Origin of the sequence: Aeromonas sp. R3-1 (assembly GCF_040908345.1) — a bacterium.
Taxonomy (GTDB): Bacteria; Pseudomonadota; Gammaproteobacteria; order Enterobacterales; family Aeromonadaceae; genus Aeromonas; species Aeromonas veronii.
On record NZ_JBFODN010000066.1, the window covers coordinates 1 to 21,501 of the forward strand.

General features: G+C 61.4%; 16 protein-coding genes and 1 pseudogene. 8 read left to right on the forward strand and 9 right to left on the reverse strand.

Translation table 11 applies throughout. The annotated features are described in order from the left end of the window. From AB5Y85_RS03750 to galE, 4 genes and pseudogenes are all read right to left on the reverse strand, one after another. Positions 1–152: pseudogene (locus AB5Y85_RS03750) on the reverse strand (galactose-1-epimerase); the annotation flags it as partial. Beyond that, a complete protein-coding gene (gene galK, locus AB5Y85_RS03755) occupies positions 149–1,297 on the reverse strand; it encodes a galactokinase (RefSeq protein WP_257687496.1) in 1,149 nt (382 codons plus the stop codon). The pseudogene AB5Y85_RS03750 and the gene galK, both read right to left, overlap by 4 nt. After that, positions 1,294–2,352: a UDP-glucose--hexose-1-phosphate uridylyltransferase gene (locus tag AB5Y85_RS03760; RefSeq protein ID WP_257687515.1), complete on the reverse strand. Its 1,059-nt coding sequence runs from the start codon at positions 2,350–2,352 to the stop codon at positions 1,294–1,296. The genes galK and AB5Y85_RS03760 overlap by 4 nt, the downstream gene beginning before the upstream one ends. 60 nt (positions 2,353–2,412) lie before the next feature. Further along, positions 2,413–3,426: a UDP-glucose 4-epimerase GalE gene (gene galE / locus AB5Y85_RS03765; protein ID WP_257687497.1), complete on the reverse strand. Its 1,014-nt coding sequence runs from the start codon at positions 3,424–3,426 to the stop codon at positions 2,413–2,415. Positions 3,427–3,628: 202 nt separating this feature from the next. Between galE and AB5Y85_RS03770 the strand changes: the two genes are divergently transcribed. From AB5Y85_RS03770 to AB5Y85_RS03795, 6 genes are all read left to right on the forward strand, one after another. Further along, positions 3,629–4,636, forward strand: a complete 1,008-nt coding sequence (locus AB5Y85_RS03770) for a substrate-binding domain-containing protein (protein WP_041915397.1) — start codon at positions 3,629–3,631, stop codon at positions 4,634–4,636. Between the two features lie 188 nt (positions 4,637–4,824). Next, a complete protein-coding gene (locus AB5Y85_RS03775; protein WP_257687498.1) occupies positions 4,825–7,884 on the forward strand; it encodes a beta-galactosidase in 3,060 nt (1,019 codons plus the stop codon). A 276-nt stretch (positions 7,885–8,160) separates the two neighbouring features. After that, complete coding sequence (mglB, locus tag AB5Y85_RS03780) at positions 8,161–9,147, forward strand: galactose/glucose ABC transporter substrate-binding protein MglB (protein WP_005340747.1); 987 nt, start codon at positions 8,161–8,163, stop codon at positions 9,145–9,147. Positions 9,148–9,200: 53 nt separating this feature from the next. Continuing rightward, on the forward strand, positions 9,201–10,721 hold the full coding sequence (gene mglA, locus AB5Y85_RS03785; protein ID WP_069527674.1) for a galactose/methyl galactoside ABC transporter ATP-binding protein MglA: 1,521 nt from the start codon (positions 9,201–9,203) through the stop codon (positions 10,719–10,721). Between the two features lie 16 nt (positions 10,722–10,737). After that, positions 10,738–11,748, forward strand: a complete 1,011-nt coding sequence (mglC, locus tag AB5Y85_RS03790; protein WP_005342585.1) for a galactose/methyl galactoside ABC transporter permease MglC — start codon at positions 10,738–10,740, stop codon at positions 11,746–11,748. Between the two features lie 51 nt (positions 11,749–11,799). Then, a complete protein-coding gene (locus AB5Y85_RS03795) occupies positions 11,800–13,533 on the forward strand; it encodes a methyl-accepting chemotaxis protein (protein ID WP_368221207.1) in 1,734 nt (577 codons plus the stop codon). Between the two features lie 67 nt (positions 13,534–13,600). Here the strand turns inward: AB5Y85_RS03795 and trmA are convergent, their stop codons facing one another. Next, positions 13,601–14,734 (reverse strand): tRNA (uridine(54)-C5)-methyltransferase TrmA, encoded by a 1,134-nt coding sequence (trmA, locus tag AB5Y85_RS03800; RefSeq protein WP_139735457.1) that lies wholly within the window; start codon positions 14,732–14,734, stop codon positions 13,601–13,603. A 170-nt stretch (positions 14,735–14,904) separates the two neighbouring features. On the opposite strand from trmA, the gene AB5Y85_RS03805 reads away from it, so the two are divergent. Together AB5Y85_RS03805 and AB5Y85_RS03810 are read left to right on the forward strand one after the other, a co-directional pair. Further along, a complete protein-coding gene (locus AB5Y85_RS03805; protein WP_368221208.1) occupies positions 14,905–16,047 on the forward strand; it encodes a DUF5610 domain-containing protein in 1,143 nt (380 codons plus the stop codon). Positions 16,048–16,136: 89 nt separating this feature from the next. Then, the gene (locus AB5Y85_RS03810) at positions 16,137–16,670 is read left to right on the forward strand and encodes an ATP--cob(I)alamin adenosyltransferase (RefSeq protein ID WP_368221209.1); all 534 of its coding nucleotides are present in this window, start codon (positions 16,137–16,139) and stop codon (positions 16,668–16,670) included. Between the two features lie 99 nt (positions 16,671–16,769). Here the strand turns inward: AB5Y85_RS03810 and malZ are convergent, their stop codons facing one another. The 4 genes from malZ to yegD all read right to left on the reverse strand — a co-directional run bounded on the left by malZ (position 16,770) and on the right by yegD (position 21,470). Then, positions 16,770–18,599 (reverse strand): maltodextrin glucosidase, encoded by a 1,830-nt coding sequence (malZ, locus tag AB5Y85_RS03815; RefSeq protein WP_368221210.1) that lies wholly within the window; start codon positions 18,597–18,599, stop codon positions 16,770–16,772. Between the two features lie 5 nt (positions 18,600–18,604). After that, complete coding sequence (locus tag AB5Y85_RS03820; protein ID WP_005340727.1) at positions 18,605–19,435, reverse strand: HDOD domain-containing protein; 831 nt, start codon at positions 19,433–19,435, stop codon at positions 18,605–18,607. Between the two features lie 88 nt (positions 19,436–19,523). After that, positions 19,524–19,943 carry an META domain-containing protein gene (locus AB5Y85_RS03825; protein WP_368221211.1) on the reverse strand — a complete coding sequence of 140 codons (420 nt, stop codon included), beginning with the start codon at positions 19,941–19,943 and terminating at the stop codon, positions 19,524–19,526. A gap of 165 nt (positions 19,944–20,108) precedes the next feature. Beyond that, entirely contained in the window at positions 20,109–21,470 is a 1,362-nt protein-coding gene (gene yegD, locus AB5Y85_RS03830; RefSeq protein ID WP_064339148.1) for a molecular chaperone, read from the reverse strand. Positions 21,471–21,501: the final 31 nt, after the last annotated feature.

Sequence of the window (21,501 nt, forward strand, 5' to 3'; positions counted from 1 at the left end):
GGATAGGCGTCGTCGGCACAGCCCAGCAGCACTTCACGCCGTTCGCCCGCCACCGGCAGGGTGAGGGAGGTGAGGGTGGCGCCGAAGTCGAGGCCGCGCAGCCGCAGCCCCTCTTCATTTTCCAGTTCGAACGGGGTCATGGCGCTGCTCATAGCTTGCCTGCACCGGCGCTGGCAGAGCAGACGTAGCAGTCGGCCTTGAGGCCCGAGATGGCCGGATACTCCGCCTCGACGGCGGCAATCACCTCGGCCACTTTCTCCGGGCGCAGCAGGGCGACCACGCAGCCGCCGAAGCCGCCACCTGTCATCCGCACGCCGCCATCGGTGCCAATCCTGGTCTTGATGATATCCACCAGACCGTCGATGGCGGGCACTGTGATCTCGAAGTCATCGCGCATGGCGGCGTGCGACTCGGCCATCAGCTCGCCGAGTCGGGTCAGATCGTGGCTTGCCAGTGCATCGGCCGCCGCCAGGGTGCGGGCATTTTCCCCGACGATGTGGCGGGCACGACGATAGCAAGCATCATCCAGCCCGGCCTTGCCCGCTTCCAGTCCGGCCAGATCGAGGTCGCGCAGCGCCTTGACCCCGTAGTGACGGGCGGCCGCTTCGCACTGCTGGCGACGGGTGTTGTATTCGCTGTCCACCAGACCGCGGCGCACATTGGAGTTGACGATCAGCACCGCCAGATCCACCGGCATGGGGATGAGGCGGGTCTCCAGCGAGCGGCAGTCGAGCAGCAGGGCATGATCCGTTTTGCCGCTGGCGGAGATCATCTGATCCATGATGCCGCAGTTGCAGCCGACGAACTTGTTCTCCGCCTGCTGGCCGTTGAGGGCGATCTCGGCCTGGCTGATATTGAGCCCCAGCGCTTCTTTGCATGCCTGACCGATGGCTACTTCCAGCGAGGCAGAGGAGGAGAGCCCCGCCCCCTGCGGCACGTTGCCGGAGACCACCAGATCGAGGCCGCGCAGGGCATAACCGCGCTCCTGCAGATACTTCACCACGCCGCGGATGTAGTCGCTCCAGCGTTGGTCGGGGTGGTGCTCGATGGGCTGGTCGAGGTCGAACTGGTCGCGCTGGTTGTCGTAGTCGGCGGCGATCACCTGCACTTGCCGGTCATCGCGCAGGCCGATGGCGACGCAGGTCTCGTAGTCGATGGCGCAGGGCAGCACGAAGCCGTCGTTGTAGTCGGTATGTTCACCGATGAGGTTGACGCGACCGGGGGCGCGCACCAGCAGATCGGGCACTTTGGCAAATTGCTCGGCAAAAACGGTGCTGACGCGTTGGCTGGGGGTCATAGGGCCTCCTCATTGGTGTGGGTGGTTTGGGTGTAGTGAATGGGGCTCAGGGCACGCAGCCGTTCGGCGGCTTGCTCGGGAGTCAGGTCGCGCTGGGTTTCGGCCAGCATCTCGAAGCCGACCATGAATTTGCGTACGGTGGCGGAGCGCAGCAGGGGCGGATAGAAGTGGGCATGCAGCTGCCACGCCTCGGGGCAATCCGATTTGTGCGGCGCAAAGTGCCAGCCCATGGAGTAGGGGAAGCTGCACTCGAACAGGTTGTCGTAGCGGCTGGTGAGCTCCTTGAGCGCCACCGCCAGATCCTGTTGCTGGGCCTTGGTCAGGTTAAGCATGGAGGGGACGTGCGCCTTGGGCAGCAGCAGGGTTTCGAACGGCCAGGCGGCCCAGAAGGGAACTACGGCGAGCCAGTGCTCGGTCTCCACCACGATGCGCGAGCGATCCGCCAGCTCCCGCTCCACATACTCCAGCAGCATGGGGCGGCCATGCTCTGACAGCCAGTCGCGCTGGTGCTGCTCTTCGCGGGCGATCTCGTTGGGCAGGAAGTCGCTGCCCCAGATCTGGCCGTGTGGGTGCGGGTTGGAGCAGCCCATGACGGCCCCTTTGTTTTCAAAGACCTGCACCCACTCCCACTGGGCCGCCAGCTCGGCGACCTGATCCATCCAGGTGGTGATCACCCCCTCGATGGCGGGCAGCGGCAGCTCGGGCAGGGTCTTGCCGTGATCCGGCGAGAAGCAGATGACCCGGCTGGTGCCGCGGGCGGCTTCCAGCTTCAACAGGGGATCGCTGGCACTATCGGCGGCCGGGGTATCCTGCATCAGGGCGGCGAAGTCGTTGGTAAAGACAAAAGTGCCCTTGTAGTCGGGGTTGATGTCGCCAGTGACCCGGGTGTTGCCCGCGCAGAGGAAGCAGTCGGGATCGTGGGCCTGTTTGGGGGCCTGACTCACCTTCTCCACCTGTCCCTGCCAGGGGCGTTTGGCCCGATGGGGGGAGACCAGCACATACTGGCCGGTCAGCGGGTTGAAGCGGCGATGGGGATGATCGACGGGGTTGAACATCATCTCTCCTGAATAAGGTATTGAAAAATAGGGGCGTTTATTAACAGGGAGCAGGCAGGCCTACTCCTCGTAACCGTTCGGATTGGCGGATTGCCAGCGCCAGCTGTCGGCGCACATGGCGTCGATGTTGCGGGTCGCCTGCCAGCCCAGTTCACGCTGCGCCTTGGCCGGATCGGCCCAGCAGGCGGCGATGTCGCCCGGGCGGCGCGGTTCGATGCGAAATGGCAGCGGCTTGCCACAGGCGGCAGAGAAGGCGGCGACCAGCTGCAACACGCTCTGGCCCTGACCTGTGCCCAGGTTGTAGGTGTGCACGCCACCCTTGCCGGCGCAGTGTTGCAGCGCCTTGACATGCCCCTCGGCGAGATCCATCACGTGGATGTAGTCGCGCACGCCGGTGCCGTCCGGGGTGGGGTAATCGTTTCCAAAGACAGACAGGCAGTCGCGACGGCCGATGGCGACCTGAGTGATATAGGGCATCAGATTGTTGGGAATGCCTTGGGGATCTTCCCCCATGGTGCCCGACTCGTGGGCGCCGACCGGATTGAAGTAGCGCAGCAGGGTCATGCTCCAGTGCGGCTCGGCCAGCTGCAGATCCTCGAGGATCTCCTCGATGATCAGCTTGGAGCGACCGTAGGGGTTGGTGGCGCTGCGGGGGAAATCCTCGCGGATCGGCAGACTGGCGGGATCGCCGTAGACGGTGGCCGAGGAGCTGAACACCAGATTGTGCACCCCGGCCCGCTTCATCGCCTGCAGCAGGGTGAGGGTGCCGCCGAGATTGTTCTCGTAGTAATCCAGTGGAATGCGGGTCGACTCGCCGACCGCCTTGAGGGCGGCAAAGTGGATCACTGCATCGAGCTGCTGTTCGGCGAAGATCCGGTCCAGCAGGGCCGCATCGCGAATATCCCCTTGATAGAACAGGGGTTGCTGGCCGCTGATGGCAGCGACTCGGGCCAGTACGCTGCGTTTGCTGTTGCCGAGATTGTCGACCACCACGGGATTCATGCCTGCCGCTTGTAGGGCCAGACAGGTGTGGCTGCCGATATATCCGCAACCGCCGGTGACCAGAACGTTCATCTTGCTCTCCACTGAAAAAGTGTCTGGAAGCAGTCTAGCCGAGGGTGTGGCGACCAAACTGTGAGCTTGCTTGCAAAACAGTGTAAACGATTACACTGTTTTTGTGATCATCCTGATGGCAGATATGCGTTTCACCCCTGTTTTCAAAGGGTTTGCTGGGTATAATGGCGCTCTATTGCACAGTGAAAGAAGTGAAAACAGCATGAGCACCATCAAGGATGTCGCCCGTTTGGCCAATGTGTCGGTGGCAACGGTTTCACGGGTGATGAACAACTCCCCCAAGGCCAGTGCCGCGTCTCGCGAAGTGGTGCAGAAGGCCATGGCCGAACTGGGCTACACCCCCAACGCCAACGCGCGGGCACTGGTGAGCCAGACCTGCGACACTATGGGGGTAGTGGTCGGTGACGTGGCGGATCCCTTCTTCGGTGCACTGGTGAAGGGGGTCTCCGGCATCGCCGTCGAGCAGAACCTTCACCTGCTGATGGGTAACGGTTTTCACAAGGCGCGTCAGGAGCGTGAGGCGATCGAGCTACTGATCGGCAAGCGTTGCGAGGCGCTGGTGGTTCACAGCAAGGCGCTGAGCGACGAGGAACTTTACGATTACGCCATGCGGGTGCCCGGCATGGTGCTGATCAACCGCGATATTCCGGCCCTCAAAGGGCGATGCATCGCCCTCAACAATCGGCTGGGTGCGGCTACGGCGACTCGCCACCTGATCGAACTGGGTCACCGCCATATCGCCTTTATCAGCTCGGATCACGCCATCGAGGATGCCACCTTGCGCCTGCAGGGTTATCAGGATGGGCTGATGGAGGCGGGTCTGGCAGCCGATCCCGAGCTTATCGAGAGCGGCACACCGAACGAGGAGGGGGGGGAGCGTGCCATGCTCAACCTGCTGGCCAAGGGGCTCAAGGTGACCGCCGTGGTGGCCTATAACGATGCCATGGCGGCGGGCGCCATCTCTGTGCTGGCCGACAACGGCCTGCGAGTGCCGGAGGAGGTCTCGGTAGTGGGCTTCGATGACATCATCTATGCCAGATATTTGCGCCCCAAGCTCTCCACCATGCGCTATCCCATCGAGTTGATGGCGGCTCAGGCGGCCAAGCTGGCCATTCAGCTGGCGGCGGGGGAGAGTGACGCGACCCAGAGCAGGATCTATACCCCCACCCTGATCAATCGCCACTCGGTGGCACCGGTTCGGGCCGGATAGCCCCCTTTGTGGCCCTGTTCGGGGCCGTTTCTTGCACAGTTATTGTTTTACCTATTTTTAATCATTTTTACTCCGCTTTACTTAACAAAATCAGTGTAATCGTTTACATCTGTGTGAGCGAGATCGCCGTTCCCTGCGTCATACTTCTCTAGACTGAATACGTTTTCCAATCAGCAGGGAGAGAGTGAATGCTCAGGGAGATAGTGGCGCGTCAGGATTGGCAGACTCAGGCCATTACGTCGGTAAACCGGCTGGCTGCCCATACCCCCATGTTCAGCTGGCGCAGCGAAGCGGATGCCAGGGGTGATCTGGCCTCTTCCTCCCGTCTCTTGCTCGATGGCGAGTGGCGCTTCTCCTTCTTTGCCGCTCCCGAATTGGTGCCCGAGAGCTGGCTGGCGCAGGATCTGGTGGATGCTTGCCCCATTACAGTGCCGGGCAACTGGCAGCTGGATGCCGCCTATCCGGCTGCGCGGCCGCTCACCGATGGCCCCATCTACACCAATATCAAGTACCCCTTTCCCTGCGATCCGCCCCGGGTGCCGGCAGAGAACCCCACCGGTTGCTACTCCCGCGAGTTCGAACTGCCCGCCGACTGGCTGGCAAGCGGCCAGAGCCGGATCATCTTCGACGGGGTTAGCAGTGCCTTCCACCTCTTCTGCAACGGCCGCTGGGTAGGTTACTCCCAGGACAGCCGGCTGCCCGCCGAATTCGATCTGACCCCATATCTGCAGAGCGGTCGCAACCGATTGGCGGTGCTGGTGCTGCGCTGGTCCGACGGCTCCTATCTGGAAGATCAGGATATGTGGTGGCTGTCGGGGATCTTCCGCTCCGTCAGCCTGCTGCACAAACCGTCCCGTCATCTGATGGATATGCGGGTGACCCCCGAGCTGGATGCCTGCTATCGGGATGGCCGTCTCAAGATTGCACTGCAGGTGGCTAATGGGGCCGGTCTGTCGGTGGAGGTCAATCTCTATGACGGCGGCGAGCGGGTCGCGACCCTGTGCCAGCCGATCGGTACCCAAGCCATTGATGAAAAAGGGGCTTACGACGATCGCGCCGAGTTCTGGCTCGACGTGGCTGCGCCGCGCAAGTGGAGCGCCGAGACGCCCCATCTCTATCGCCTGACCCTGACCCTGCTCGACGAGCAGGGTCAGGTTATCGAGAGCGAGGCGTGCGATATGGGCTTTCGGGTGGTGGAGATCCGTGGCGGCCTGCTGCGGGTCAACGGCCAGCCGCTGCTTGTTCGCGGTGCCAACCGTCATGAACACCATCCCGCCAAGGGTTATGCCATCGATCGCGCCACCATGGAGCGGGATCTGCTGCTGATGAAGCGGCACAACTTCAATGCGGTGCGCTGTTCCCACTATCCCAACCACCCCGATTTCTATCGCTTCTGCGATCGGCTCGGCCTCTATGTGGTGGACGAGGCGAATCTGGAGACCCACGGCATGACCCCCATGGGGCGGCTTGCGCGGGATCCCGCCTGGAGCAACGCTTTTCTGGAGCGGGCGACCCGCATGGTGGCACGGGATTTCAACCACCCCTCGATCATCATCTGGTCGCTCGGCAACGAGTCGGGTTACGGCCCGGCCCACGATGCCATGTATGGCTGGATCAAGCGCAGCGACCCGAGCCGTCCGGTGCAGTACGAGGGGGGCGGGGCCGATACCCCGGCCACCGATATCATCTGCCCCATGTATGCCAGAACCCATCAGGATCAGCCCTTCCCGGCGGTGCCCAAGTGGGCGCTGGCCAAGTGGATCGGCCTGCCCGGCGAGAGCCGACCGCTGATCCTCTGCGAGTACGCCCACGCCATGGGCAACAGTCTGGGGGGCTACGCCCACTACTGGCAGGCGTTTCGCGATCATCCACGCCTGCAAGGCGGGTTTGTCTGGGATTGGGTCGATCAGGGGCTCGACAAATACACTGCCGATGGCCGTCACTACTGGGGCTATGGCGGCGATTTTGGCGATCTGCAAAACGATCGCCAGTTCTGCTGCAACGGTCTGCTGTTCCCGGATCGCACCCCCCATCCCGCCCTGTGCGAGGCGAAGCGGGCTCAGCAGCCGTTCCGCTTCACCCTGCTCGAGCACACCCCGCTGCGGGTGCGGATCGAGAGCGAATACCTGTTTCGGGCAACCGACAACGAGCGGCTTTGCTGGCAGCTGTGCGAGAACGGCCATGTGCAGCTGCAGGGGGAGGTTTCCCTTGAGCTGGCGCCACAGGGGGTGATCGAGTTGACCCTGAGCGAGGCGTTGCCCCCCTTTGCGACAGGTTCACTGGCCTGGCTCGATCTGGCCATCGTTCAGCCCCAGGCCACCCTCTGGTCGCAGGCAGATCACAAGGTCGCCCATCAGCAGTTCACCCTGCCGACTCCCCTTGCCCTGCCAGCGCCGGTCGCTGCCGCTACCCTGAGCGAGCAGCCGGATGGCTGGCGGATCACCGCCGCAAACAGCCAGTGGCGGCTCGACAAGCAGAGCGGCCGCATCACCAGTTGGCAAAAATCGGGGCAGGAGCAGTTGCTGGCGCCGATCATGGATCACTTCTACCGGGCGCCGCTCGACAACGACATCGGCACCAGCGAAGCGGATCACGCCGACCCCAACTCCTGGATTGCTCGCTGGCAGGGCTGTGGCCTCGGTCAGTGGCAGCACCGCTGTCTGGGGATCGCGGTCGCCGGAGGGGATATCCGGGTCAGCCATGGCTACTTCCACCGTGATGAGCTGCTGCTGGTGAGTCACTGGCATCACCGCTTTACCGACGATGGCGCTATGAGCCTCGAGATAGAGACCGAGCTGGCACAGGTGCTGCCGTCGCTGCCGAGGATCGGCCTGCTGCTTCATCTGGCCGAGGTGCCAGCGCGAGCAGAATGGCTGGGGCGTGGCCCTCACGAGAACTATCCGGATCGCCTGCTGGGCGCCGATCTGGGGCGCTGGAGTTTGCCGCTGGAGGCGATGCACACCCCTTACATCTTCCCGAGTGACAACGGCTTGCGCTGCGATACCCGCCAGTTGCAGCTGGGTAGCACAACGGTGAACGGCAGCTTCCATTTCAGTGCCAGCCGCTTCAGTCAGCAACAGCTGGCCGCCGCCCGTCACCAGAGCGATCTGGTGGCCGAAGAGGGGCTGTGGGTCTGCCTCGATGGCGCCCATATGGGGGTGGGCGGGGATGACTCCTGGAGTCAGAGCGTGCGTCCCGAGTATCAACTGCTCGAGCGTCGTTACCGTTGGGGCTGCACTCTCCGCTAAGCCAGCTATTGAAGCGACTGTCTAGCCAGTGCGCCATTTTGACAACAGACCAGTAACGACTAGCCTCAATGCTGTGGGAAAGATTGAGTCTCAAATCTGATTTTTATTTATATGTATTTGAAAAATAAATATAAAGTTTCAATGTAACAGAGTGTAAACGTTTTCATTTTGTCGTCATGATCACAGAAGAAATGACAACAAACTGATTACATTGATTGGCGCTTGCTCAATTGCTCGCCACCCTACAACACAGATAGACACATCGGAGCACACATAATGAAAAAACTGACCACAGTTGCCGCCCTGCTGATGGGCATGATGGCTGGAGCCAATGCCCAGGCTGACACCCGTATCGGGGTAACCGTCTACAAGTACGACGACAACTTCATGGCGGTCGTGCGCAAGGCCATCGAGAAGGAGGCGGCAGCCACTCCGGGGGTGGAACTGCTGATGAACGACTCCCAGAACGACCAGTCCAAGCAGAACGACCAGATCGACGTGCTGCTGGCCAAAGGGGTGAAGGCGCTGGCCATCAACCTGGTTGACCCCGCTGCGGCGCCGGTAGTGATTGAGAAAGCCCGTGGCGAAGATATCCCGGTGGTCTTCTACAACAAGGAGCCGAGCGCTACCGATCTGGCCAGCTACGACAAGGCCTACTACGTGGGTACCGACTCCAAGGAGTCAGGGATCATCCAGGGTCAGCTGATTGCCAAACACTGGAAAGCCCATCCGGAGTGGGATCTGAACAAGGATGGCGTGATCCAGTTCGTGCTGCTGAAAGGGGAGCCGGGCCACCCGGATGCCGAAGCGCGCACCTCCTACGTGGTCAAGACCCTGAACGATGGCGGCGTCAAGACCGAGCAACTGCACATGGATACCGGTATGTGGGATACCGCCATGGCGAAAGACAAGATGGATGCCTGGATCTCCGGCCCCAACGCCAACAAGATCGAAGTGGTCATCGCCAACAACGACGGCATGGCAATGGGTGCAGTCGAGTCACTGAAAGCCCAGGGCAAGACTGCCATTCCGGTATTCGGCGTCGATGCGCTGCCGGAAGCGTTGGCCATGGTCAAGAGCGGTGCCATGGCGGGTACCGTACTGAACGATGCGGCCAACCAGGCCAAAGCCACCTTCGAGCTGACCAAGAACCTGGCTGAAGGCAAACCGGCCGGTGAAGGCACCAAGTGGAATATCGTCGACAAGGTAGTGCGTGTTGCCTACGTCGGTGTGGATAAAGACAACCTGTCCCAATTCGAGTAATTCCCTCCTCCAGGGCAAGGGAGATCCCCTTGCCCTTTTTTCAACCAGATGTGATGGCTGATATGACAACACAGCAACAATCAGAATGGCTGTTGGAGATGATTGACGTCAGTAAGAGCTTTCCCGGCGTCAAGGCACTCGATAATGTCAATTTACGGGTCCGTCCTCATTCTGTGCATGCGTTGATGGGCGAGAACGGAGCGGGAAAATCCACACTGCTCAAGTGCCTGTTCGGCATTTACGAGAAGGATCAGGGCAAGATCTTCTTCAAGGGGCAGGAGATCAACTTCACCTCCTCCAAAGAGGCGCTGGAAAATGGCGTCTCCATGGTGCATCAGGAGCTCAACCTGGTGCTGCAGCGTACCGTGATGGACAACATGTGGCTCGGCCGCTACCCCACCAAGGGGTGGTTTATCGACCACGGCAAGATGTATGACGACACCAAGCGCATCTTCGATGAGCTGGATATCGACATCGACCCCAAGGTGAAGGTCGCGACCCTGTCGGTCTCCCAGATGCAGATGATCGAGATCGCCAAGGCGTTCTCCTACGATGCCAAGATCGTCATCATGGACGAACCTACTTCCTCCCTGACCGAGAAAGAGGTGAACCACCTCTTCAAGATCATCAACAAGTTGAAGGAGAAGGGGTGCGGCATCGTCTACATCTCTCACAAGATGGAGGAGATCTTCCAGCTCTGTGACGAGATCACCATATTGCGGGATGGTCAGTGGGTGGCAACCCAGCCGCTCAAGGGCATGACCATGGATCAGATCATCGGCATGATGGTCGGCCGTGAACTGACCCAGCGCTTCCCTGAAAAAACCAACCAGCCGAAAGAGGTGATCCTCGAGATCGAACACCTGACGGCGAAGAACCAGCCCTCCATTCAGGACATCACCTTCAACCTGCACAAGGGGGAGATCCTCGGCATCGCCGGACTGGTGGGGGCCAAGCGCACCGACATCGTCGAGACCCTGTTCGGTATTCGCGATCGCAGTCAGGGCAGCATCAAGCTGCACGGCAAAGAGGTAGCCAACCACAACGCCCACGAAGCGATCCGCAACGGCTTTGCGCTGGTGACGGAAGAGCGCCGCTCCACCGGTATCTACTCCCGACTCGATATCGCCTTCAACTCCCTGATCGCCAACATGGACAGCTACAAGGGCTCCATGGGGCTGCTCAGCGACAACAAGATGAAGAGCGATACCCAGTGGGTGATCGACTCCATGCGGGTCAAGACGCCGACCCAGCAGACCCAGATCGGTTCCCTCTCCGGGGGCAACCAGCAGAAGGTGATCATCGGTCGCTGGCTGCTGACCCAGCCGGAGATCCTGATGCTCGACGAGCCCACCCGCGGCATCGACGTCGGGGCCAAGTTCGAGATCTACCAGCTCATCCTGGAGCTGGCGAAGAAGGACAAAGGGATCATCATCATCTCGTCAGAGATGCCGGAATTGCTGGGGATCACCGACCGCATCATGGTGATGAGCAATGGCCGGGTCGCCGGGATCGTCAATACCAAAGAAACTGACCAGAGCGAGATACTGCGCCTGGCATCTCTGTACCTCTAGAGACAGGAAGACATTTATGGAGTCGGCTAAAAATTTCAATCTGATGCAGGCGCTCAAGGAAAACGCCATCTATCTGGTGCTGCTGGTGCTGCTCATGGTCATCGTGATCCAGGAGCCCTCCTTCCTGAGCCTCACCAACTTCAGCAACATCCTGACCCAGTCCTCGGTGCGGGTCATCATAGCGCTGGGGGTGGCGGGTATCATCATCACTCAGGGGACGGATCTCTCGGCCGGTCGTCAGGTCGGTCTGGCGGCACTCATAGCAGCAACCATGTTGCAGGCGCTGACCAACGTCAACAAGGTGTTCCCGACGCTGGGGGAGGTGCCCATTCCTGCGGTGATCCTGCTGGTGTGTGTGGTGGGGGCGCTGATTGGTCTGGTCAACGGTCTCATTGTGGCCTACCTGAACGTTACCCCGTTCATTACCACTCTGGGCACCATGATCATCGTCTATGGTATCAACTCCCTCTACTTTGACTCGGTCGGGGCCTCGCCGGTGGCCGGGTTTGACCCTCGCTTCTCCAGCTTCGCCCAAGGGTTTATCCGGATAGGAGGATTCAAGCTCTCCTATCTTACCTTCTACGCGGCCATCGCCAGCGTCTTTGTCTGGGTGCTGTGGAACAAGACCCGCTTTGGCAAAAACATCTTCGCCATCGGTGGCAACCCCGAGGCAGCCAAGGTCTCCGGCGTCAACGTGGCGGTCAATCTGGTGATGATCTATGCGCTGGCAGGGGTCTTCTACGCCTTCGGCGGTATGCTGGAAGCGGGCCGGATCGGTAGCGCCACCAACAACCTCGGCTTCATGTACGAGCTGGATGCTATCGCGGCGTGCGTGGTGGGTGGCGTGTCGTTTGCCGGCGGGGTGGGAACGGTCGCGGGTGTGATCACCGGCGTACTTATCTTCACCCTGATCAACTATGGTTTGACCTATATCGGCGTCAGCCCTTACTGGCAGTTCATCATCAAGGGCGGCATCATCATTCTGGCGGTGGCCCTGGACTCCATGAAGTACGCCAAGAAGAAATAACGATTGGCAGGGAGGGTTGGCGTTGCCAGCCCTCTCTTCTGGAGGGAACCCATGCCATTCAAGGTCAAGATTTACCTCTTGCTGCTACTGGCCATTCTGGTCACCATCGGCACCGCCGGACTCAGCGTGAATCACTTCATCAGTGGCTACATTCGCACTCAGGCCACCCACAACATCACCGAGCAGATAACTCTGGTCAAAGAGAAGCTGGCCAGCGACATCAATCAGAAAATCCTGTTGGCCGCCAACCTCAACTTCGGGGTGACCAACGTCAAGAAGACCCTGCAAGAGACCGGCTTTCACAACATCGTCAAGGTGATCGGCGACATGGCATTCGACGTGAGCGGGGTCATCAACGACAGCGCCAAGGTTGATGCCCTGCGCAAGCTGATCCCCGCCGCCAACAACCAGATCACCGTCAGCCCGCTGCAACAGGTGGATGGCAAGCCGGTCATCACCATTCTGGTGCCGCGCGGTGCCGATTCCGCCTATCTCTACTACCTCGACATGAGCGAGTTCAAAAGCCTGCTGGAGAAGATGAGTGGCGATGGCCGCTACTTCTCGCTGGCCGACAGTCAGGGCAACAGCCTCTATGACAGCAAGCCGCAGGGGGAGAGTGAAGCACGCCCCAACCAGCTGGATATCCGCGGCAGCAGCTGGACGCTGACCGGCTACATCGACCTTGACTACATCCGGGCCATGACCCGGGCCCTCAACGGCCAGATCATCATGGCGCTGTGCGGCGTGGCGATCGTGGTGATGGTGCTGGCGATGCTGGCGCTCAACGTGGCCTATCGCCCCATTCTCTCGTTGCGGGATCTGGTGCTGGAGCTCTCCCGTGGCAGTGGCGATCTCACCCGCCGGCTGGCGGTGACCAGCAAGGATGACCTTGGCCAGATCTCGGCCGGCATCAACCGCTTTATCGAGCGGTTGCAGGAGATGATGGGGGAGGTGCGGCAGGCGAGCGGCCAGCTCAACAGTGGTATAGAAGGGCTGGCCAGCCAGACCGGTGCCGCCCAGTCTCTGCTGGCGGATCATGTACGCGAGACCGAGCAGGTGGTGACTGCCATCAACGAGATGAGCCGCACCGCGGTCTCCGTCTCCGAGAGTGCGGCCAGCACCGCCCAACTCACCGGCCAGAGCCAGCAGCTGGCGAGCCAGTCCCGTCAGGTGGTGGATCAGGCGATGGCCAGCGTGATGGCGCTGGTGGACGAAGTGGAAGCCACAGCCCGCTCCATCGAAGCGATGCAGCAGGATGTGCAGCAGATTGGTTCCGTGCTCGGGGTGATCGGCAGCATTGCCGAGCAGACCAACCTGCTGGCGCTCAACGCCGCCATCGAGGCGGCCCGCGCCGGTGAACAGGGGCGAGGTTTTGCGGTGGTGGCTGATGAGGTGCGTTCCCTCGCGGCCCGTACCCAGCAGAGCACAGCCGAGATCCAGACCATGCTGGCCAGTCTGCAGCGGGGCACCCGAACTGTGGTGGATGCCATGGGCAACACCAAGCAGAGCTGTCAGGGGGCGGCCGAGAACACCACCAGGGTCAACGAGTCGCTGGATCTGATGGCAGGGGAAGTAGTGGAGATCAACGATCTCATCAGCCATATCGCCACGGCGGCGGAGCAGCAGAGCGCGGTGGCCGAAGAGATCAACCGCAACATGAGCGCCATCGCCGAAGTGATCCGTCAGCTGACCCACAATGGCGAAGCGACGGTTGCCAGCTCCGTGGCGATGCAGCAGACCTACGACCGGCTGCGGGAGATCGTGGGTCACTTCCGGCTGGAGTGAGGCCGGTGTTCAGTCAATAACAAAACAGGGCCATCCGGCCCTGTTGTTGTTTTCCTGTCTGCCTGAATCAGCCGGCCTTGCGGCGCAGATAGACTCCGGCTTCCATGTGATGGGTCCAGGGGAACTGGTCGAACAGGGCGAAACGGGCGATCTCGTGGGTTTCGCCCAGCACGGCCATGTTGGCCTGCAGGGTTTCGGGGTTGCAGGAGATGTAGAGGATGTTGTCGTACTCCTGCACCAGCTTGACGGTGGCATCGTCAAGACCGGCGCGGGGCGGATCGACGAAGATGGTGTTGCACTGGTAGCTCTTGAGATCGACCCCCTTGAGGCGGTTGAACTCCCGCTCGCCACGCATCGCCATGGTGAACTCCTCGGCCGACATGCGCAGGATGATCAGGTTGTCGACGCCGTTGGCGGCAATGTTGAACTGGGCGGAGTCGACGCTCGGCTTGGCGATTTCGGTGGCCAGCACCTTGCGGAAGTTCTGCGCCAGCGCGATGGAGAAGTTGCCGTTGCCGCAATAGAGCTCCAGCAGGTCCCCTTCGCTCCCCTTGGTCACATCCAGCGCCCAGGCCAGCATCTGCTCGTTGATGGCGGCGTTGGGCTGGGTGAAGCTGTTCTCCACCTGTTTGTAGGTGAGCTGGCGACCCGCCACGTTGAGCTGTTCGATGACGAAGTCATCCCCCAGACAGATCTTCTGCTTGTGGGCGCGGCCAATCAGCTGTAGCTCGAACCCCTTGGCGCGCAGATCGGCCTGCAGCGCTTCGGCGGCTTGTTGCCACTCTGCTTCCAGCTTGCGGTGATAGAGCAGGCTGACAATGATCTGGCCGGACTGGGTGGAGAGGTAGTCGATCTGGAACAGCTTGCGGCGCAGCACCGGGTGTGGGCGCAGCCCCTCCAGCAGCAGCGGCATCAACTGGTTGATGAGGCGGCTGGCGGTAGGGAAGTGGTCTATCTTGATGATCTCTTTGGTCGCCGGGGCATACATGCAGTGGAAGAGGTCATCCCCTTCGTGCCAGATGCGAAATTCGGCGCGCATCCGGTAGTACTCCGCCGGTGAGCTGTGCACTTCCAGCGCCGGGAGGGTGAAGCCGGCAAACAGCTCGGTGAGGCGAGCGCGCTTTTCGTCGAGTTGGGCCTGATAGTCGGCCGCGGTTCTGGGCGCCGGAGCGTTCGCGGAAGGCTGTTGGGATTGGGTCATAAATACCTCACATGCACACCGGTCTGGCCGGGTCGAAATCGGGGGAAGGCAACAGGCCACCCAAAGGGGCCCGATTTTAAAAGCCAGCCGCAGATTGTCCAGCATTTTGTGGTCAAGAAGTGTCCAGTCAGGCCGATAGCTGATCTACAGGCATGGTGGGAGGACACATTATGCAGATCGAAGGCGTGGGCGCAGCCCAACCCAAGGGAGTGGGTGTTTCTCCCAAATCGCCCCAACAGGCGGAGCAGAAACAGGTCAAGAGCGAGGAGGAGGTCTCCTTGCACAAGCCGCCCAAGTGGGCGCAGGTGCTGATCCAGCAGGCGTTGCAGTTCTCGCTGGAGATCAACGGCCAGGGCTATCAGGCGCCGAAGGTGAAAGAGCCCGAGGAGATCACCCCTGAGACCCTGTTCGACTTCCAGTCGGTGGCGGACAACGTGCTGCAGTTCGTGACCGGGCGGCTTGGTGCCGCGCGGGCTGATGGCAAATCCGACGACGACCTGACCGGGATGATGGAGCAGGCCCGCAAGGGGGTCGACAAGGGCTTTGACGAGGCGAAGAAGCAGCTCGGCAAGTGGGCGACCGACAACGAGGATATCAAAACCGGTATCGATCAGAGCTACAAGCTGATCCAGAAAGGGCTCGAGGAGTTCGAGAAGGAGTTCTTCGGCAAGATTTCTCCGACCGACATGGGACAGGCCGAGATGGCCAGTCGCCAGCAGGGGTATCTGGAGATCCAGACCAAGGATGGCGACAAGGTGGTGCTGCGATTCAACGACAGCTGGCAGACCAAGTCCCAGAGCAGCGAGAGCGGCAGCCAGTTCAGCCTCAAGTCGAGCCAGAGCTTCAGCTTCTCGCTGGAGGGGGACCTCAGCAGCGACGAGATGGAGTCCATCGGCAAGCTGGTCAAGGGGATCGACGAGCTGGCGGGGAGCTTCTTCTCCGGCAACTTCGAGGATCTGCTGGACAAGGCGGGCGAGCTGAAACTGGATGACAGCCAGCTGGCCTCCTACTCCCTCAAGCTCAAGCAGAGTGTCAAGCTGAGCCAGACCTATCAGGGGGCGCACTCCCTGCAGGATCTGATCAAGCCGTTTGCAGACTACCTGCCCAAGCTGGATCAGATGCAGAAACAGGCGGATACCCTGCTGCCACCATCCCAGCAACAGGCGCTGACCCCGGCCGTGCTGGCCGCGAGAGGAGAAGAGGAACCGGCGCAGGTCGATCGCTTCACCAGCTTCAACCAGCGGATGCTGGAGGCGCTGCGGATGATCAACCAGTTCCAGCCCTCCACCGAGCCCGCCAGTAAGAACGCCTGAGCCACAGCGCGTAACGCAAGTAATGAGCTGCCGTTTGCCAGCCCTTCCCAGGGCTGGCAAACTGGCCTTTTATCCAATCCGGTTGCCCCATGAACCCCAAGAAGCCAAGAGACAAGCGCGAGCTCTGCTACCCCTTTATCTTCGAAACCTCGCTCAAGTGTGATTTTGAAATCGCCACCGACGAGCTCTGCTGTCAGGTCGGGGCCGTGCTGTCACACCTTGCGCCGGATGCGGATACCCGGCCCGTGATGGCGGATCTCGCGGCGTTGCAGCGACTTATCTACAACCTAAACGGCTCGGTACGCGGCAAGCTGGGGGTCTTCGATGCAGATCTTGAGTGGCTCAAGGCCCGTTACGACCACTACAACGAGGCGAGTCGCGGCAGCGTCACCGGTTTTGTGCTGCCACAGGGGCCGCAGCCCATTCCCACCCTCCATCTGTGCCGCTGTGGCAGCAAGAAGGTGGTGCGGCTGCTGGTCAGGCTGGAAGAAAGCGGGGTGGCCTTCGATCCCATTCTCTATCGCTTCGCCAACCTGCTGGCCAACTTCTTCTTCGTGCTCACCGTCTACCTCAAGCAGCGCTGGCAGGTGCCGGAAGTGCCCTACGTCAGCATCAACTACTGATGGTGGCTGGCTAGGGGCCAGACGTCATGGTGGATTGAATGGAATAAAAAACCGGAGCCTTGGGCTCCGGTTTTGTTTTTCAGCATGTCAGTTGCCCACTCAGCTGGAGATCAGCACCCGGGCCGAGTTGGCGGGGATGGTGAGCTGCACCTCGCCCTGCACCACTTCGAACTTCTCGCCGTTGAAGGCGTCGGTGAAGCGGCTGGCCGGACTGGCGGTCTGCCACAGGGGCAGGCTGATGGTGCGTGGCTCGCTCGGATGGCGGTTGCAGGCCACCACCACCTGATCGCTTTGCAGGGTACGGGCGAACACATAGCTGTGGGGCCCGGCGTAGAGGGTCTGGATATCGCCACGGCGCAGGGAAGGGCGCTGGCGGCGGATCTGGATCAGCCGACGATAGTGGTCGTGCAGCACATGATCCCAGTCTGTGGTATCCCACGGGAAGCAGCGGCGGCAGTCCGGGTCGTTACCGCCGGAGAGCCCCACTTCATCGCCGTAGTAGATGGACGGCACACCGATATAGGTGAGCAGCAGGGTGGCGGCCAGCTGCATCCGCTGCTTGTCTTCACCCAGCAGGTGGAGGAAGCGGGCGGTATCGTGGCTGTCCAGCAGGTTGAACTGGGCCAGCTGGTTCTTGAACGGGATATGGGCCCGCGCCAGCTTGAGCCAGCGATCCAGCTCTTCGGCGCTGATCTTGATGGGGTGGTAGGCGATGTCCTTGCCAGCCAGGAAGGCGCGGATCGGGTGGGCGAAGCCATAGTAGTTCATGGCGCCATCCTCCTGATCCCCTTGCAGCCACTGGCTCGCCTCGAAGAAGTGTTCGCCGAGCACATAGGCGTCCGGGTTCTCCTGCTTCACTGCCCCGCGAATGGCGCGTACATGGCGGCGGTTGCCCTCGGCGGTGCCGCGCTCGCCCAGCATGTGGATGACGTCAAAGCGCCAGCCATCGATCTGGTAGGGGGCGCGCATCCAGTAACGGAGGATGGCGTCGTCGGCCCGATAGACGGCGTCCTGTACCTTCTCGCAGGAGAAGTCGAGCTTGGGCAGGCTGCGAATGCCCTTCCAGCTGACGTAATCCCCTTCTTTATCAAAGGTGTAGAAGCTGCGCCACGGGGAGTCCGGGTTGCTCTGGGCCCCGAGCGGCGGGCAGAACCAGGGATGCTCGGTAGAGGTGTGGTTGACCACCGCATCGAGAATGATCTTCATGCCGCGCTGGTGCAGGTTGCGGGTCAGCTCGGCGAACTGCTCGTTGCTGCCGAGGTGGGCGTCCACCTTGAAGTAGTCCTGGGTGTCGTACTTGTGGTTGCTCGGAGAATCGAAGATGGGGTTGAGGTAGAGCGCCGTCACCCCGAGAGATTGCAGGTAGTGGAGCTTGGCATCTATCCCCGCCAGATCGCCACCGTAAAACTCGCAGGCGCCGTGACCCTCTTCGTGGCGGCTGACCGGCTCGCCCCACGCCTTGCTGATGACCGCCTTGCCTCGGTACTCGTACTCGTGATGCTTGACGCTCAGCGACGGATCGCCGTTGCAGAAGCGGTCGGGGAAGATCTGGTAGAACACCTGATCCTGCACCCAAGCCGGTGGCTGGTGCAGGCTGTTGAAGCGAAAATGCTGCTCCCGTGGCGGCATGGACGCGCTGACGCCCGCTCCGTGCAGCCACCACTGCTCCTCGTCGGTGAGGCACTTGAAGCTGTAGAGGTGGATATCCTGTCCCTTGATGAGCGGCAGGGTCGCCTGCCACACCTGCAGCCGATCGCGGGTGGAGACCGCTGTCATCGGGATCAGGAACTCCTCGTTATCCGGCTCGTGGCGCAGCCACACCTCGCGGATCGGCGCATCCAGCTCGCTAAAAAGAGTCAATTGCAGTGCGTCGGCGCTCTCTTTGAACCAGGGCGCCACCTGGGGATGAAACAGAAACGGATGGGTCATGATGCTTATTGAGTCAGAAGATCGGCGAGGGCATTACCCTGTTCATGCAATGTTTCGAGCTGGCCTGCCAGCGACTTGGGATCCAGTCCCAGCTGATCGGCGAGCGGTTTGGGGAAGCGGGCGATGATGGCCTGGGCAGGCACGCCCGCGTTCCAGGCGAAGGAGATAAACACGGCGAGGCGGATCAGTACTGCCTCCTTGCTGACCGGATCGTGGGAGAGCGGGTCAAGCTGTTGGGAGATGGCATCGACGAAGGCCTCGGAGAGGTTCCAGCGCCGCGCCAGCTCGGCACCGAGCTGGGCATAGTCGTAGCCCAGCATCTCCCGCTGGGCCTCGACCCGGCTGCTGCCGTTCTGGAGCGCCATGTTGATGAGCTCGGCCTCTTCCGGCAAGGTGCTCTGGATAAGCAGTTCGCCGATGTTGTGGATCAGAGCGCAGGTGAAGGCGGTCTCGGGATCCATCACCTTGGCCTCTTGGGCCAGGGTTTTGGCTATGGTGGCGACCTGGAAGGTCTCGGTCCAGAACTTGTTCTTGTCGAAGCTGGGCGGGGCCTTGAAGGTGCCGATGATGCCGGAGGCGACCACCACGGAGCGCAGCCGGTTGAAGCCGAGCCGGATCACCGCCTGTTCAATAGAAGTCACTTCGTTGCCCCGGCGCAGGGCGGCCGAGTTGGCCATCCGCAGCACCTTGACGCTGATCACCTGATCCATGGCGATCTTGGCCGCAATCTCGTCGATGCGGGCATTCTCGTCGTTGAAGCTCTGCATCAACTCGTGCAGCAGCTTGGGAATAGTGGGGAGTTGTTTGATCTTGTCAAACAGGCGATCCATCGACATGGCTGAGGCAGCCTCCGTTGCGAACTCTGCCTCATATTGTGCCACAGCCGGACAACATGTTCCTGTTTGTGATGCGGCTTTGTGAGCGCTAGAACACCCAGTCGCGCAGGGTGTATTCCAAACGGTGCTGTTTGCCCTGCAGGATCAGGTTCTGACTGGTGCCGCTCAGGGTCGCCCCCTCGGTAAGGGTGGTCAGTACGGCCTGTTCTATGGTGTCGAGCGGTGGCATGCAGGCCATTTCGGTGCTGCCCAGACTGGTGACCCACAGTTTGTCATCTTCCAGATGGCCTTGTCCGAAGTAGCGGTTGCAACCGGCGATGCCGTTGACGGTGAAGTGTTCGCCGATCTCGAAATCGGGGGGATTGTCGCGGGGGGCCTTGATCGGCTGGCCATCCAGTTTGCTCAGTACCCAGTGGTGGTGTTGCAGATCTTGCTGAACAAAGGCGGTCGAGCTGCAGCCAGCGAGCAGTAACAGGGGGACCAGCAACAAAAAGGGCAATCTGGGCATGAGGGGGCTCCGGTTGGGGGAGCGTCAAGAATACCCTTTTTGGGCAGTCAGGAGCAGGGCGGGAGAGGGGACGACCGACCGCTTCTGTCGCCCCTTGTCCCGCACGACTGTCGCTTAATGGCAACACACGGGTGATGTTGCCATCGATTTACGCTATCTCAGGGCTCAGTTGGCGAACAGCCGCTCGGCATAACGGGCGAGACCGGCGGCCACCGAGCCGAAGTCATCGCCCCCTTCAAGCGGGATGGACGGGAGCTTCTGGCGGATAAAGCTGGCGATCAGCGGCGAGCGGGCGCTACCACCGGTGACGAAGATGCGATCCGGCTGCACACCGGCGGCGGCAATCGCTTCGTCCATCAGCTCGCCAATCTTCTCCAGCAGCAGGGCCGAAGCGTTGGCCAGCTGTTCGCGGGTCAGCTCAGCTTCCAACCCTTTTTCCAGCTCGGCCAGCGACTGGCGATTGAGTTCCTGCTCCGAGAGGGCGATCTTGCCCTGCTCGGCACGCCACACCAGCTGGTGGCTCAGCTTGTGGGCCCGCAGGCTGGCCAGACGACCCAGCTTGCTGCCGGGTTGGCTGTCGAGCTGCAGGTCCTGCAGCTGGCGGGCGGTGTCGAGGCTGTAGAAGCGGCTCTGGGCGCTGACGTCGTTGATGGCGGCCGCATCCCAGAACAGCGGGTGGGGCAGCGGCTTGCCGGTCTTGAGGGTCTCGTGCATGCCGAGTAGCGGCATCATCCCCTCCACCGTCAGGCGGATGTCGAAGTCGTTGCCGCCGATCCGCTGGCCGCTGTGGCCGAGCAGATCGCCGCTGCGATCCAGCTGATCGCGGTAGCTGGGACCCATCCGCAGCATGGAGCAGTCGGTGGTACCGCCGCCGATATCCACCACCAGCACCACGGCGTCTTCGGTGAGGCGCGCCTCGAATTCAAACCCGGCGGCCACCGGTTCATAGAGGAACTCCACCTGCTCGAAACCGGCCAGACGGGCCGCCTCGGTCAGGATGGCGATAGCTTGCTGGTTGCTCTCTTCCCCCGCCAGACCCTGGAAGTTGACCGGACGGCCGATCACCGCCTGGCGGATCGGGGCACCGAGCTGCTGCTCGGCCTGCTGGCGGACATGGAGCATCATGGCGCAGACGATGTCTTCAAACAGGGCGATCTGGGGGGCCTTGAGGCCATAGGCGCCGAGGAAGGATTTCGGCGACTTGATGTAGTAGCCGTCGTCCGGCTCTTCCAGATAGCGCTCCAGCGCGGCACCGCCAAAGCTCAGCTCGTCGATCAGTCCCTCTTCGCGCATCTGGCGACGAACCATCTGGGCGCGGGTGACCACGGGGCCACGCAGCTTGAGGTACTCCGCCTGCTGGGCGGGGGCCAGCCCTTCGGCCAACAGACCGGCAATAGCATCCCGGTGGGGCGCGTGCAGGGTGGAGGGGAGATAGCGGGATGCGCCAAGATTCAGCAGCCTGGGGCTACCTTGTTCCATCACGGCCACGGCACAGTTGGAGGTGCCGTAATCAAATCCGATAAACATGGGCGCCAGACTCCTGAATAAAAAAGGGGGG